Origin of the sequence: Acidovorax temperans (genome assembly GCF_028596105.1) — a bacterium.
Lineage (GTDB): Bacteria > Pseudomonadota > Gammaproteobacteria > Burkholderiales > Burkholderiaceae_C > Acidovorax > Acidovorax temperans.
The window spans coordinates 1,590,831-1,604,968 of record NZ_CP117193.1 but is presented as its reverse complement, the minus strand read 5'-3'; the positions used below and the strand labels follow the sequence as shown (position 1 = coordinate 1,604,968).

Genomic DNA, 14,138 nt, shown 5'->3' with positions numbered 1-14,138 from the left:
CTTACTTGATTCAGGGCCAAGCTCACTTCAGCTTGCACTGCGCGGCGTACGCGTCGCCGTAGTTTTCGAGCACGGTACGGATGGTCTTGTTGGTCACGCGGCCTTCAGCGTTCTTGCCGATGCTGCGCAGGTAAAAGTTCTGCACCGGAAAGTGGTTGTTGGCGTAGCGGAAATTGCCGCGCACCGACGGGAACTGCGCCTTGGCAATGGCCTTGGTCAGCGCTTCCTTGTCGCTGACCTTGCCGCCTGTGGCTTTCACGGCAGCGTCCATGGCCATGATCACGTCATAGGCCTGGGCGGCGTACAGCGAGGGGTAGCGGCCACCGTATTCCTTGCGGAAGGCGGCCACGAAGGCCTTGTTGGCAGCGTTGTCCAGGTCGTGCGCCCAGTGGGTGGTGTTGAACAGGCCCAGCATGGGCTCGCCCACGGCACCAATCACGTCTTCATCCGACGAAAAACCGCTGGTGACCAGGGTGATGTCTTTGGACAGACCCGCCCCTACGAACTGCTTGATGAAGTTGATGCCCATGGCGCCGGGCAGGAAGAAATACACGGCATCGGGCTTGGCGGCGCGCAGCTGGGCCAACTCGGTCGCGTAGTCGATCTGCCCCACCTTGGTGTAGATCTCGTCGGCCACCTGGCCCTTGAACTTGCGCTTGAAGCCGGTAAGCGAATCCTTGCCCGCAGGGTAATTGGGGGCAATCAGCACCATGCGGCCAAATTTCTGGTCGGCCGCAAACTGACCGGCGGCTTCGTGGAACTGGTCGTTCTGGTAAGCCGTGCCAAAAAAGTAGGGGTTGCACTGCGCCCCTGCCAGCTGGCTGGGGCCTGCGTTGTTCGACAGGTAGGGCACCTTGGCGGCAAACAGCGTGGGCGCTACGGCCAGTGCCACATTGCTGGCAATGGGGCCGGTGAACAGGTCGATCTTTTCGCGCTGCACAAAGCGGTCTACCAGTTGCTTGGCCTGGTCAGGGCTGCCCGCCATGTCGGTCTGCACAAATTCTGCGGGCTGGCCGCCCAGCTTGCTGCCCAGTTGCTTGATGGCGAGCGCAAACCCATCGCGTGCCTCGGCGCCGGGGCCGGCAAACGGGCCCGACACATCCAGCGCCACGCCCACCTTGATCGGAGAGCCCTGGGCATGGGCGGGGGCGCTGGCGAATGCAGCCAGCGTGGCCCAGGCCGTCAGGTGCGCTGTGCGGCGCAGCGTTGCAACGCAGAGAGAGCGAAAAAGGGGTGACATCTTCAGGTCCTATCGGGAGAATGTGAAACGTGAGCGAGACGCGAATGCTACAGCCCTCCAAGAACCTGACTGGGCGCAGCAACGTGCCGAAATGCGTGGGGCGGGTGCATGGGGCGAGAGGCCAGACCGGGCGGCACGCCTCCAGACTCCCAGGAGTCTGGCGGACTTGGAACGTCGAAAGCGAAAATTGGCCCAGCGAGGACAGTTTTCGTCGGATTTGCAGCCCCATAGCCCAGCTATGGGGCAAAAAGACGGTGAAAAATGAACCGCTGCAGTCAATTTGCAGCCGACGCTTTCCAAGCCCGACAGGCTCCTATGTGACAGCTGCCCTACCCAGCCCTGCGGCGGTGCGCCGTAACATTGGCGCAACCCCATATCACCCGCGCCACGCAGCAGTGCACCGAGTTTTTCGCCCCATGTACCAGCCCATCCACCCTCTGCGCAGCAGCACCCTGCCCCTGCGCCGCCTCACTTACCACGTGAACCACTGGGGCCCCGAGCAAAGCCCCCTGCCCCCGCTGGTGCTGCTGCATGGCTGGATGGACGTGGGGGCCTCGTACCAGTTCACGGTGGACGCGCTGCGCCAGCAGCGGCGCATTCTGGCGCCCGACTGGCGCGGTTTCGGGCAGACCAGCACGCCGCAGGCCGACCACTATGTGTTTGCCGACTACCTGGCGGACCTGGACATGCTGCTCGACCACTACGCCCCCGGCCAGGCCGTGGACCTGGTGGGCCACAGCATGGGCGGCAACGTGGCCATGATGTACGCCGGTGTGCGGCCCGAGCGCATTCGCCGTCTGGTCAACCTGGAAGGCTTTGGCATGCCCGCCACCCGCCCGGCACAGGCGCCCACGCGGTACGCCCAGTGGATCGACGAGATCAAGCAACTGCACCAGGGCGAAAAAGCCCTGAACACCTACGACAACGCCAGCGGGGTGGCCCGCCGCCTGATGAAGACCAACCCCCGCCTCACGCAGGACAAGGCCGAGTGGTTGGCGCAGCACTGGGCCCGGCCCAATGCCCAGGGCCGGTGGGAAATCCTGGGCGACCCGGCCCACAAGGTGACCAGCGCCCAGCTTTTTCGCGTGGACGAGACGCTGGCCCTGTATGCCCGCATCACCGCCCCGGTGCTGGCGGTGGAGGCCAGTGACGACAGCCTGGGCCAGTGGTGGAAAGAGCGCTACAGCCTGGACGAGTACCACGAGCGCCTTACCCATGTGCCCAACTGCCGCGTGGCCGTGGTGCAGGACGCGGGCCACATGCTGCACCACGATCAGCCCGAGGCCGTGGCCAGACTGATAGAAGAGTTTCTGGACTGAGGCGTGTCGGCCATATTGAAAGAAAATGGTTACAAGCCAATCAGCAAAAGCGCAAGCAGCTATCAAATAAATAGCAAACTCTGGGACACTGGGCGCAATCAGGACTGCTTTGGGCGGGCCGCCTGAGCCGGTCCGGCAAGCGGGTTGCAGCACCGCCCCGCAAGCCCAAGGCCTTGGCTATCCCCGTGTTCTTCGAGGAGATCAGCCCTTGGGGCGTCCCGTGAGAAAATCGCCGGTTATTTCCCAGAACACACAGGATACGCACCATGGACGCAGAACGCATCAACCTCATCGGCACCACCCTGGCGGACCTGGCCACCCGCACCCAAGAGTTACGGAGGTATCTTTGACTTCGATGCCAAATTCGAACGTCTGAGAACCGTCAACGCGTCGCTCGAAGACCCCTCGGTCTGGAACGACCCCAAGAAGGCCCAGGAACTGGGCAAAGAACAAAAGTCGCTCTCCAGCGTGGTCGTCACGCTGGACAAGCTGACGCGCGAGCTGGCCGACAACGCCGAGCTGTACGAGATGAGCAAGGAAGAAGGCGATGAAGCCGGCCTGCTCACCATCGAAGCCGAAGCCGACAAGCTGCGCCCGCTGATCGAGGAGCTCGAGTTCCGCCGCATGTTCAGCAACGAGGCCGATCCGCTGAACTGCTTTGTGGACATCCAGGCCGGAGCCGGTGGCACCGAAGCGTGCGACTGGGCCAGCATGCTGCTGCGCCAGTACCTCAAGTACGCCGAGCGCAAGGGTTTCAAGGCCACGGTGGAAGAAGAAACCGCGGGCGACGTGGCAGGCATCAAGAGCGCCACGATCAAGATCGAAGGCGAATACGCCTATGGCCTGCTGCGCACCGAAACCGGCGTGCACCGCCTGGTGCGCAAGAGCCCGTTCGACAGCTCTGGCGGCCGCCACACCTCGTTTGCCTCGCTGTTCGTCTACCCCGAGATTGATGACTCGATCGAGATCAACATCAATCCGGCCGACGTGCGCACTGACACCTACCGCGCATCCGGCGCGGGCGGCCAGCACATCAACAAGACCGACTCGGCCGTGCGCCTGACGCACATCCCCACCGGCATCGTCGTGCAGTGCCAGGACGGTCGCAGCCAGCACAGCAACCGCGACGTGGCCTGGCAGCGTCTGCGCAGCCGCCTGTATGACTACGAAATGCGCAAGCGCATGGAAGAGCAGCAGAAGCTGGAAGACACCAAGACCGATGTGGGCTGGGGCCACCAGATCCGCTCGTACGTGCTGGACAACAGCCGTATCAAGGACTTGCGCACCAACGTGGAAGTTTCGGCCACGCAAAAGGTGCTGGACGGCGACCTCGATGTGTTCATCGAGGCCTCGCTCAAGCAGGGCGTGTGATGCGCCCCCTGCCGCAGCCGCTGGGCCCCGCCGCCCTGCCCCTGAGTGGGTGCCCGGCATGAGCCGCATCCCCACCCGGGCCATCATCTTCGACATGGATGGCACGATGATCGACTCCATGCCCTGGCACGCCCAGGCATGGGTTGAATTTGCGCGCCGCCGCCGTATGGACGTGGACGTGCCCGACCTGATGGCACGCACCACCGGGCGCAACGGCACCGAGTGCATCCGCGAACTGCTGGGCCGCGAGGTGCCGCAGGACGAAGCCGACGCCCTGACCCGCGAGAAGGAAGACATCTACCGCGAGCTGTTCGGCCCCCGTTTTGCCGAAGTGGCAGGGTTTCGCCAATTTGCGCGGCAGGTGGCAGACCGCGGGCTGAAGGTGGCAGTGGGCACGGCAGGCGACATCCACAACGTGCACTTTGCCCTGTCGCACCTGCAGATGGATGTGCAACCTCTGGCCATTGTGCGTGGCGATGAAGGTCTGCCGGGCAAGCCCGAGCCCGCCATCTTCCTGGAAGCTGCCCGCCGGATCGATGTGCTGCCGCAGCACTGCATCGTTTTCGAAGACGCCCCCTTTGGCATTGAAGCCGCCCGCCGCGCAGGCATGCGCGCCGTGGCGGTGTGCAGCACGCACAGCCCCGCGCAATTGGCAGGCCCCCATGTGCTGGCTGCCGTGCGCGATTACACCGAACTCATGAACACCGACTTTCTGGAGAGCATCCATGTTGCAACTGTCTAAAGAAGATGGACAGGCCGCGCCTGTAGCCATCCGCCGCGAAGACTACACCGCCCCCGCCTACTGGATCGACAGCGTTGAGCTCACGTTCGACCTGGACCCCGCCAAGACCCGCGTGCTCAACCGCATGGTGCTGCGCCGCAACGCCGATGTGCCCGCCCAGCCGCTGCGCCTGCACGGCGAAGACCTGAACCTGGCGCGCGTGCTGGTCAACGGCCAGGGTACCTCGTTCAAGATGGACGGCGGCCAGCTCGTGCTGGAAAACCTGCCCGAAGGCACCGACGCGTTCGCGCTCGAAATCTTCACCACCTGCGCACCAGCCAAGAACACCAAGCTCATGGGCCTGTACGTGAGCAACGATTCGTTCTTCACCCAGTGCGAGGCCGAGGGTTTCCGCCGCATCACCTACTTCCTGGACCGCCCGGACGTGATGGCCAGCTACAGCGTGACGCTGCGGGCCGACAAGACGCAATACCCCGTGCTGCTGAGTAACGGCAACCTGGTGGACAGCGGTGATCTGGAAGACGGCCGCCACTTTGCCAAGTGGGTGGACCCGCACAAGAAGCCCTGCTACCTGTTCGCCCTGGTGGCGGGCAAGCTGGTGGCGCGCGAGCAAAAAATCCGCACCCGCGCGGGCACCGACCACCTGCTGCAGGTGTATGTGCGCCCCGGTGACCTGGGCAAGACCGAGCACGCCATGAATTCGCTGATGGCGAGCATTGCCTGGGACGAAGCCCGCTTTGGCCTGCCGCTGGACCTGGAGCGCTTCATGATCGTCGCCACCAGCGACTTCAACATGGGCGCCATGGAAAACAAGGGCCTGAACATCTTCAACACGAAGTACGTTCTGGCCAGCGAAGCCACCGCCACCGATACCGACTTCGCCAACATCGAAAGCGTGGTGGGCCACGAATACTTCCACAACTGGACAGGCAACCGCGTGACCTGCCGCGACTGGTTCCAGCTGAGCCTGAAGGAAGGCCTCACCGTCTTCCGCGACCAGGAATTCAGCATGGACCTGGCGGGCAGCCCCTCGGCCCGCGCCGTCAAGCGCATCGAAGACGTGCGCGTGCTGCGCACCGCCCAGTTCCCCGAAGACGCAGGCCCCATGGCGCACCCGGTGCGACCTGACAGCTACGTAGAGATCAACAACTTCTACACCGTCACCATCTACGAAAAGGGTGCCGAGGTCGTGCGCATGCAGCACAACCTGGTCGGCCGCGACGGTTTTGCCAAGGGCATGAAGCTGTACTTCGAGCGCCACGACGGGCAGGCCGTGACCTGCGACGACTTCGTGCAGGCCATTGCGGATGCCAACCCCACCAGCCCGCTGGCGCAGCATCTGCCCCAGTTCAAGCGCTGGTACAGCCAGGCCGGCACACCCCGCGTGCGCGCTACGGGCGTGTATGACGCCGCCACGCGCAGCTATGCACTCACGCTGTCGCAAAGCTGCCCCGCCACGCCCGGCCAGCCCACCAAAGAGCCTTTCGTGATTCCGGTGGAATTGGGTCTGCTCAGTGCCTCCGGCACCCCCCTGCCCCTGCAACAGGCAGGCGAGGCAGCCAGTGGCGCGACGTCTCAGGTGCTGGTGCTGACCGAAGCGTCGCAAACCTTCACCTTCACCAACCTGGACGCTGCCCCCGTCCCCTCGCTGCTGCGCAACTTCAGCGCGCCCGTGGTGCTGGACATCGACTACACCGATGCCGAACTGCTGACGCTGCTGGCGCATGACACCGACGCCTTCAACCGCTGGGAAGCAGGCCAGCGTCTGGCCCTGCGCATTGCTATCAATAGCATAGCTGCCAGCGCTTTTCCGGAAAGCGCTACAACCACTTCTGAGCTCAAGATTCTGGGCACTGCATTTGTCGAATCCATGCGCGCCGTGCTGCGCCATCCCGCCCTGGACGCAGCCTTCAAGGAACTGGTGCTCACCCTGCCTTCAGAGACCTACATCGCCGAGCAACTGGACGTGGTGGACCCGCAGCGCATCCATGCCGTGCGCGAAGCCATGCGCACCGAGCTGGCCTTGGCACTGCGGGCCGACTGGGAATGGGCCTGGGAACAACACCAGAACACCGGTGGCTACCGACCCGACAGCGTGTCTGCCGGCCGCCGCGCACTCAGCGGCATGGCCTTGCACATGCTGTGCATCGCCGCCAAGACCACGGGCGATGCCGTCTGGCCCGGCAAGGCCTACCAGCGTTTCAAGGATGCCGGCAACATGACCGACCGCTTCAACGCGCTCACGGCCCTCGTGGCGAGCGGCCATGACCTGGCCGCCCCTGCCCTGGCCCGCTTCCACGCTCTGTTCAAGGACGAACCCTTGGTCATCGACAAGTGGTTTGCCCTGCAGGCGGGCGCCCCGGACCGGGGCGGCAACATCCTGCCCATCGTGCGCCAGCTGATGCAGCACCCGGACTTCAGCCTCAAGAACCCCAACCGTGCGCGGAGCGTCATCTTCAGCTACTGCAACGCCAACCCCGGCGCCTTCCACCGCCAGGACGCAGGTGGCTATGTGTTCTGGAGCGAGCGCGTGATTGAGCTCGACGCCATCAATCCGCAAGTAGCTGCCCGCCTGGCCCGCGCGCTGGACCGCTGGAAGAAGCTGGCAGACCCCTGGCGCACGGCGGCCCGCGAAGCCATCGCCCGCGTGGCCGCCCGCGAGGGACTGAGCAACGACGTGCGCGAAGTCGTCAACCGCGCGCTGTCTGAATAATCAAGGAGAACCCCATGCCAAAACCCATCAGCCTCACCCGTTACCTCGTCGAGCAGCAACGCGTTGACGGCCACATCCCTGGCGACCTGCGCCTGCTGCTGGAAGTCGTCGCCCGCGCCTGCAAACGCATCAGCCAGGCCGTGAACAAAGGCGCGCTCGGCGGCGTGCTGGGCAGCGCCGACAGCGAGAACGTGCAAGGCGAAGTACAGAAGAAACTGGACATCATCGCCAACGAAGTGCTGATCGAAGCCAACGAATGGGGCGGCCACCTGGCAGCCATGGCTTCAGAAGAGATGGACAGCATCTACCTGGTGCCCAACCGTTACCCACAAGGCGAATACCTGCTGCTGTTCGATCCCCTGGACGGCTCCAGCAACATCGATGTCAACGTGAGCATCGGCACCATCTTCAGCGTGCTCAAGAAGCCCGAAGGCTCGCCTGGCGTGACCGAGCAGGACTTCCTGCAAGCCGGTGCCCAACAGGTCGCAGCCGGTTATTGCGTCTATGGCCCGCAAACCACCCTGGTGCTCACGGTGGGCGATGGCGTGGCCATGTTCACCCTGGACCGCGAACAAGGCTCTTTCGTGCTGACGCAAGAAAACGTGCGCATCCCTGAAGACACCAAGGAATTCGCGATCAACATGAGCAACATGCGGCACTGGGACGAGCCCGTGAAGCGCTACATCGACGAATGCCTGCAAGGCAAGGAAGGCCCGCGCGGCAAGGATTTCAACATGCGCTGGATTGCCTCCATGGTGGCCGACGTGCACCGCATCCTGACCCGCGGCGGCGTTTTCATGTACCCCTGGGACAAGCGTGAACCCAACAAGCCAGGCAAGCTGCGCCTCATGTACGAAGCCAACCCCATGAGCTGGCTGGTCGAACAAGCCGGCGGCGCAGCCACCAACGGCAAGCAACGCATTCTGGACATCCAGCCCAAGCAACTGCACGAACGCGTGAGCGTCATCCTCGGCTCCAAGAACGAGGTGGAGCGGGTCACCAGCTACCATTCGACGCTATAATTTGAGGCTCAAGCCGGTGTAGCTCAGTCGGTAGAGCAGCTCATTCGTAATGAGAAGGTCGGGTGTTCGATTCATCTCTCCGGCACCAAACAAAAAGCCCTGATTCGCAAGAGTCAGGGCTTTTTTATTGGCGATGGGCGGGAGAGGAGATGCAATCGAATAGATTCGCCCCTCGGAGCCTGCGCCGAGCAGATGCCGACTTTGATGATCGGCACCAGTCACTCAAACGCGCCTCGAACTCAAACACATCGCAACTCACGCTAAGTGCATTCAGTACGACGTCCTGCTCGTCACAGTTAACACCACACCTTCCAAGACACACAGCGCAAAAATTTGCTTGCGAATTTCTGCGGGACATGGAAACTTCGGAGCTAGCGCACTGCGCAAAGATACAGCGCAAGTCGAGCCATCAACAGATGATCTTGCCAACACCACTGCAGGGAGGCATAAAGGCCGTGCAACCCAAGCAACCAATCGATCGCCGCAGCGGACGAGACCGCCGGCAAACGGTGGGCCAACCCCCGCAGAACCATGAAAGAAGAGTAACGGTTGAGCCTCGCCAACCCGAGGTGATTGAGATTGAAGTCACCCCGGAAGAGTTGGATGCCATGGGGTTCGCTACCCGGCAGGGCACACCGCCATCTTCCTAGCACTCGTCACAATCCCAAGCCGGGCACAGCGATCACAGCACCTCAGTCCAAATGCTGGCCGTCTCCCATGCGCAAGATGCGGTGCGCAACCATGTCCAGAGCAGGCTTGCTGATCCCTTGTTTGTCCGTCCACACCTTGGGAGTCAGCGCACCGGTCACCGAGATGGCATCCCCTTCGTGGGTGCGCAAAAGGCTGTCACACACATCGGAATCAAAAGCGATCAGATTGACCAGCACACCTTCAGAGTCAGCACCCAGAACCCTGAGCTTGGCGACGCAATAAGGCCTGCCGGCCTTGTCCACCCGGCGCTCGGCCGAACTCCACACGCGGCCTGCCACCAAACCTTCAATCATGTTGTCCCCGATCCCATGTTTTGCATTGCTAAAGCAAAAAAGCCCGGCTCTTTTCAGAACCGGGCTTTTTGAATAAATGGTCGGCGTGGCGGGATTCGAACTCGCGACCCCTTGCACCCCATTCATTTTTGGGTAGATTTTGGTGGATTTCCGTGGATCAATAAAATCCTTTAAAAACAATAGGTTAAGCGATAAAATTAAAGAAAAGGAGTCCCAACAAATCCCCTACCATCCCATTTCTGGTGGACCCCTGGGTGGACCCCTGGAAGCTGGAGAAACTATGCGCTACCCAAAATCTGGCATTGGCCGGAAGTGGACGGTCATCGAGCTGAAAGCCATTGGTCCATCCTGGAAGGGCGAGGTCCTGAGCGACGGTGACGGCCTCAGCGGCCAAGTGCTGGCCGCCGCTGACGGCAGCGTTTCCATCAAGTTCCGCTACGGGTTCAAATGGGATGGCAAGAAAACATGGCACTACTGCGGTGCGTGGCCGACCGCGACGCTGGACGAGATCCGGACGAATCGAGACAACGCACGGAAAGCTGTACGGGACGGCATCAATCCCAATGACCAGCGGAAAGCTGTTCGCATCGAGAACCGCCTTCAAGTAGAACGGGTTATCGCAGAGCAGAAAAAACGGGACGCCGACAACATTACTGTGCAGTCCCTGTTCGACGCCTGGGTAACCGATGGCGTCAAGCGCGAGGACAACAACGCGGAAATCAAGCGTTCTTTCAACAAGGACGTTCTGCCCGCCATCGGCACCCTACCTGTGAAGGATGTGACGGAGCACCACATTCGGGCTCTGCTTCGAGCGATGGTCGATCGAGGAGTCAATCGGCTCGCCGTCATCGCCTCCCATGATCTCAAGCAGATGTTCGTCTGGGCGGAGGAGCGGCAGCCATGGCGGCGCCTGCTGCAGGAAGGGAATCCGACAGCCCTTGTGGCAGTCGAGAACCTTGTGGATGCCGACTACGATCTTTCCAACGAGGGCACCAGAACCCTTTCTCCGAAGGAAATCAGGGAGCTGCGTGACATCTTCGCTGCCATGCACCAGGCCTACGAAGCGGCTCCCGACAAGCGCCGGGCCAAGCGGCCTGTCTTGAAGGAGACGCAGTTGGCCCTCTGGATCAGCCTGTCCACGGCCTGCCGCATCGGCGAACTGCTCATGGCCGAATGGAAGCACGTGAACTTGGAGATCGGGGCGTGGTTCATCCCCAAAAAGAATGCCAAAGGGAAGCGCGGCAAGAAGCAGGACCAGGTTGTCTATCTCTCCGCTTTTGCGCTGAAGCAGTTCAAGGCACTCCACGAGCTGACGAAGGCCTCCAAATGGTGCTTCCCGTGTGCCGACGGGGAAAACCACGTGAACGAAAAGACAGTCAGCAAGCAAGTGGGCGACCGGCAGTGCCGCTTCAAGGACCGCAAGCCGTTGAAGAACCGGGTTCACGACGATACGCTGGTCCTGTCCGGGGGTGAAAACGGCAAGTGGACACCTCACGACATGCGAAGGACAGCCGCAACGATGATGCAGCATCTGGAAGTGACACCAGAGGTCATCGACCAATGCCAGAACCATGTGCTGGCGGGAAGCAAAGTGCGACGGCACTATCTGCACTACAAATACAGCAAGGAAAAGCGCGAAGCGTGGCGGCTCCTTGGAGAAAGGCTCACGGCAATCTTCGAAGGAAAGGACGAGGATGAATCGACCCGCGCGCCTGAAGTCGACATCGAGGCGCTTTTCATCCAATCGCTGAAAGAAGAGGCGGCTCTTGAGGCCCCGGCATGATCTCTTAAAAATGTGCGTATTCCGGCGATGCCGATCAGTCAATCCTGGAACGTGAGCACAGCAGGTCCGGCGAGCAATCGGCAGGATCGCTTCATGTCCCGCGCAAGCTGCCCCGGCAGCAGCCCGGCATCGAGCCCGCAAAGCGCCCTGACCACTACCTCAATAACCTGGTACGCATGTTGGACAAGGAGATGCGCGCGACGGCGTTGCCGCTGCTTGCTGCTCGGCGGGTATTTGTATTTGGGAAACTATTGGGCCGGTAACTGCAGAGTCATTCGCAAGAGAAGCTCAGAGGTTTCATCTTTCGGTTCAGTCTTGCCCACTTGGGAATTGTTTGCACGAACGCTGGACACCACTTTCAAGTAGCTCGCCCCCGCAGCGAGCTGACTTTTTGCCGCGTCGATCAGGCCAAGCCTTGATGCAGGATCAAACATCAGCAACAACCCCAGGATCACAAGACCATTGAAAAAGCGCCGCTGCGCCACCTTGATGAAGGTGAGCTTCAGGTTAATGGTGTCGCGGTTGCGCCTGCCTTGCAGTAGCGACTGTTGGATCAGAATCTTTTGAAGGTTCTTTTTCTGCTCCTTGACTTGGACAATGTCCTCCACGCCTATGACGTGATAATTGGCGACTGCGAGGGTTTTGAGGGCCCAGTGGGCCGCGGTAATGAAGTAGATGACCGCCAGGATAAAGATGCCTGTCCACGCGAAACATCCCCAACCCGGAGAACAAGTCAACGAGGGCCCGGCGTTGCCGATAGCCCATGTCATCAATGGAATCAACGCGGCGACGGCAGCAAGGTAGGTCGTCGCCCGGGCTTCGGCTCCAGCTTTTCGTTTGTCTTCTTCATCCGTGATGCGCCTCGCCGCCTCGAGATACAAGGAGGCCTCGGCGTCACCTATGCCCTGCAGGTCCTGGATGCGCGCATCCAGTTCGCGGCCGTCCTGCTGAAGCTTAGCGAGCTCCGCAGGAGAGCACATTTCAGGCCGTGGCCAAATCGCCTGCAGTAGCTTGTTCATTCGCGATCTGCGCCAGCTCGGCCACGATGGCGGCGGCGATGGGATGCCCCGTCCGGGTCTCTATCCATGCCCACTGGCCATTCGGATTGATCTCAAGAAACCACAACTGCCCTTCAGGGTCCAAGACGAAATCCAGCGCTCCGAAGCGCAGGCCCAGGCTACGCGTCATAGCTATGCATTTCCGGGCGATCTCGGACGGAAGGACGTAAACGGAGTGCGCCAGGTCCGGCGCCGAAGTCTTGCGCCAGTCCACCTCCGTTTCAGGGTGGCCTTGGGAGTCAATAGTTACGGCAAACACCCGATCCCCAACAACCGTGGCGCGCACGTCATATCGTTTCTTGATTTCCCGTTGAAGTATCAGTGGGCAGACCCTGATGGAGAGAGGGTCGGTTTGCGCATCGATGTGGACGCGGGAGGTGAAGACGACCCTGTCGGTACGTTGCCCCTTCACGACAGCGTTTCTCAGCGGTTTGCCGACAACCCTTCTTTCCGCGGCAAACGCCTGTGCAGCAACCGGAGAATTGCCGATCAGCGTCTCGGGTATCAGAAACCCGAGCCTCCGGGCAACAGTTAACTGCCTGATCTTGTCCTCAGCAAGCGCTATCGCGTGAGGGGCATTGAGCCAGCGATCCCCGACCGCCCAATAGAGCGATTGCAATGTCGCTTGCCACTCTACGGCAGCGTAAGCCTGTTCGGCCTCGTGAATGTCCGAAAGCGGCTCGGGGGTGCCTGGCCTCCGAAAGTACGCAGCCTTGACACGAGACAGGTCGAAAGACACCCCTTGGAGATCGAAATGCCAAGCATCGTCTACTTCTGGCCGACAGTAGAAGGCACCTTTCGGGAGTTCTTCCGTATTGAGCCTCAGGTAGGCGAGCCCCTTGCGTTGAAGCTCAAGTACGATGAAATCGCTCGTTAGGTCCCTTTGGCTGGTGACGATGAGAATCATGGCCTACTTCAGTCGTCGCGTTCCATGTTGGCAAACGTCTTCGTAGTGAGCCCCAGCAGGTGCGCATTCCAGTCCTGGTCATCCTGCTCCGCCTCGGCCTTTGTTTTAGTTTGCAGTTCCAGCAAGGAGGGCTCGGAACTGTCGTCCCGCTCCAACTGTGCCTCGGTTTTCGTGGTCAGCTCAGCCAAATTCGCCAGCGCTTCGACGATTGGCGCCCCCTCCATAAGCCATACATGCCGTTGTCCACAATAGGCCCCCGGCAACTGGGCGTTACCGGTGCGCTCAATGGACGCTGCGGTGAGCAGCGGGCTAATCCGCCCCCTTGGCGGCGGTTGCAATTGGGGCTCTGTCATGTTTTCTTCCCGGAAACGATGCAGCAAAAGGCTCAAGCCTCTATCTTATTCGTAGCAGGGAGAAACATCGACCGGATCGTTTCCTCTGTCTCCCACGCCCATCGGGCGGTCACTTATGCGATGCCATCCACTCCTGCCGCACGGGTGCTACGCGCGGACAGTGGCAACGCTCAGTCCGCTGCTGCGGTCGCCAGGGACCAGGCCCAATCCGGCTTCCCAGGATACTGGCTGCTGTCGCTAGGCACCGCGCCAAGGCGCTTGAAAAAGCGTTCATGCGCCTCGGAGTACGCGCGCTCGCTGAACACAATGGTCTCGGTTTCAAACTCATCCCTCAGGGCACTTGCGAGGCCGCGCGCAATTGCAAGACCAAAACCCTTCCCCACAAATTCGGTTTCAACCGCGAAGTGCTCCACCACTGCGGTCTTGCTGTCGCGCAAGCGCCACTGATGAACATAGGCACCCTGCCTCCCGTTGATCCTTATGTACAGATCCGGGGTGGAAGCTCTGGCGCTCTGCAGTAACCCGATTCCCTCGTGCTGCTGATAGAGGCAGGCGTATCGGACAAACCGGTGCTCCAACGCTTGCCTTATCACGTCGTCGTCCAGCATGGGATCTAGCTTTGCAGA

12 protein-coding genes and 1 tRNA gene are annotated in these 14,138 nt (G+C 61.3%); 7 read left to right on the top strand and 6 right to left on the bottom strand.

Features of this window, described 5'->3' with window-relative positions:
• Positions 1-22: 22 nt before the first annotated feature.
• Positions 23-1,240, bottom strand: a complete 1,218-nt coding sequence (locus PQV96_RS07595) for an ABC transporter substrate-binding protein (RefSeq protein ID WP_273624932.1) — start codon at positions 1,238-1,240, stop codon at positions 23-25.
• Positions 1,241-1,656: 416 nt separating this feature from the next.
• On the opposite strand from PQV96_RS07595, the gene PQV96_RS07590 reads away from it, so the two are divergent.
• From PQV96_RS07590 to PQV96_RS07565, 6 genes are all read left to right on the top strand, one after another.
• On the top strand, positions 1,657-2,559 hold the full coding sequence (locus tag PQV96_RS07590) for an alpha/beta fold hydrolase (protein ID WP_273624931.1): 903 nt from the start codon (positions 1,657-1,659) through the stop codon (positions 2,557-2,559).
• A 266-nt stretch (positions 2,560-2,825) separates the two neighbouring features.
• A protein-coding gene (prfB, locus tag PQV96_RS07585; RefSeq protein WP_273624930.1) for a peptide chain release factor 2 occupies positions 2,826-3,930 on the top strand; the annotation gives its coding sequence in 2 pieces (ribosomal slippage) (positions 2,826-2,906 and positions 2,908-3,930; 1,104 coding nt in all).
• 58 nt (positions 3,931-3,988) lie between these two features.
• Positions 3,989-4,672: an HAD family hydrolase gene (locus tag PQV96_RS07580; protein WP_273624929.1), complete on the top strand. Its 684-nt coding sequence runs from the start codon at positions 3,989-3,991 to the stop codon at positions 4,670-4,672.
• Positions 4,656-7,385 carry an aminopeptidase N gene (pepN, locus tag PQV96_RS07575; RefSeq protein WP_273624928.1) on the top strand — a complete coding sequence of 910 codons (2,730 nt, stop codon included), beginning with the start codon at positions 4,656-4,658 and terminating at the stop codon, positions 7,383-7,385. Before PQV96_RS07580 ends, pepN begins: the two co-directional genes overlap by 17 nt.
• A gap of 14 nt (positions 7,386-7,399) precedes the next feature.
• Complete coding sequence (locus PQV96_RS07570; RefSeq protein ID WP_273624927.1) at positions 7,400-8,407, top strand: class 1 fructose-bisphosphatase; 1,008 nt, start codon at positions 7,400-7,402, stop codon at positions 8,405-8,407.
• Between the two features lie 12 nt (positions 8,408-8,419).
• Positions 8,420-8,495, top strand: a tRNA-Thr gene (locus PQV96_RS07565).
• Positions 8,496-9,099: 604 nt separating this feature from the next.
• Here the strand turns inward: PQV96_RS07565 and PQV96_RS07560 are convergent.
• On the bottom strand, positions 9,100-9,411 hold the full coding sequence (locus PQV96_RS07560) for a single stranded DNA-binding domain-containing protein (RefSeq protein WP_273624926.1): 312 nt from the start codon (positions 9,409-9,411) through the stop codon (positions 9,100-9,102).
• 280 nt (positions 9,412-9,691) lie between these two features.
• Here PQV96_RS07560 and PQV96_RS07555 point away from each other — a divergent pair, with 280 nt between their 5' ends.
• Complete coding sequence (locus PQV96_RS07555; RefSeq protein ID WP_013722268.1) at positions 9,692-11,194, top strand: tyrosine-type recombinase/integrase; 1,503 nt, start codon at positions 9,692-9,694, stop codon at positions 11,192-11,194.
• A 248-nt stretch (positions 11,195-11,442) separates the two neighbouring features.
• On the opposite strand, the gene PQV96_RS07550 is transcribed toward PQV96_RS07555, so the two are convergent.
• From PQV96_RS07550 to PQV96_RS07535, 4 genes are all read right to left on the bottom strand, one after another.
• Positions 11,443-12,213 carry a hypothetical protein gene (locus tag PQV96_RS07550; RefSeq protein ID WP_227468462.1) on the bottom strand — a complete coding sequence of 257 codons (771 nt, stop codon included), beginning with the start codon at positions 12,211-12,213 and terminating at the stop codon, positions 11,443-11,445.
• A complete protein-coding gene (locus PQV96_RS07545; protein ID WP_013722270.1) occupies positions 12,176-13,159 on the bottom strand; it encodes an MvdC/MvdD family ATP grasp protein in 984 nt (327 codons plus the stop codon). Before PQV96_RS07545 ends, PQV96_RS07550 begins: the two co-directional genes overlap by 38 nt.
• A gap of 8 nt (positions 13,160-13,167) precedes the next feature.
• Complete coding sequence (locus tag PQV96_RS07540) at positions 13,168-13,548, bottom strand: hypothetical protein (RefSeq protein WP_131798444.1); 381 nt, start codon at positions 13,546-13,548, stop codon at positions 13,168-13,170.
• A gap of 134 nt (positions 13,549-13,682) precedes the next feature.
• The gene (locus PQV96_RS07535) at positions 13,683-14,120 is read right to left on the bottom strand and encodes a hypothetical protein (protein WP_013722272.1); all 438 of its coding nucleotides are present in this window, start codon (positions 14,118-14,120) and stop codon (positions 13,683-13,685) included.
• Between the last annotated feature and the right edge of the window lie 18 nt (positions 14,121-14,138).

Coding starts and splice junctions, on each gene's coding strand:
- PQV96_RS07595 (WP_273624932.1), bottom strand. CDS start 1,240: ATGTCACCCCTTTTTCGCTCTCTCTGCGTTGCAACGCTGCGCCGCACA.
- PQV96_RS07590 (WP_273624931.1), top strand. CDS start 1,657: ATGTACCAGCCCATCCACCCTCTGCGCAGCAGCACCCTGCCCCTGCGC.
- PQV96_RS07580 (WP_273624929.1), top strand. CDS start 3,989: ATGAGCCGCATCCCCACCCGGGCCATCATCTTCGACATGGATGGCACG.
- pepN (WP_273624928.1), top strand. CDS start 4,656: ATGTTGCAACTGTCTAAAGAAGATGGACAGGCCGCGCCTGTAGCCATC.
- PQV96_RS07570 (WP_273624927.1), top strand. CDS start 7,400: ATGCCAAAACCCATCAGCCTCACCCGTTACCTCGTCGAGCAGCAACGC.
- PQV96_RS07560 (WP_273624926.1), bottom strand. CDS start 9,411: ATGATTGAAGGTTTGGTGGCAGGCCGCGTGTGGAGTTCGGCCGAGCGC.
- PQV96_RS07555 (WP_013722268.1), top strand. CDS start 9,692: ATGCGCTACCCAAAATCTGGCATTGGCCGGAAGTGGACGGTCATCGAG.
- PQV96_RS07550 (WP_227468462.1), bottom strand. CDS start 12,213: ATGAACAAGCTACTGCAGGCGATTTGGCCACGGCCTGAAATGTGCTCT.
- PQV96_RS07545 (WP_013722270.1), bottom strand. CDS start 13,159: ATGATTCTCATCGTCACCAGCCAAAGGGACCTAACGAGCGATTTCATC.
- PQV96_RS07535 (WP_013722272.1), bottom strand. CDS start 14,120: ATGCTGGACGACGACGTGATAAGGCAAGCGTTGGAGCACCGGTTTGTC.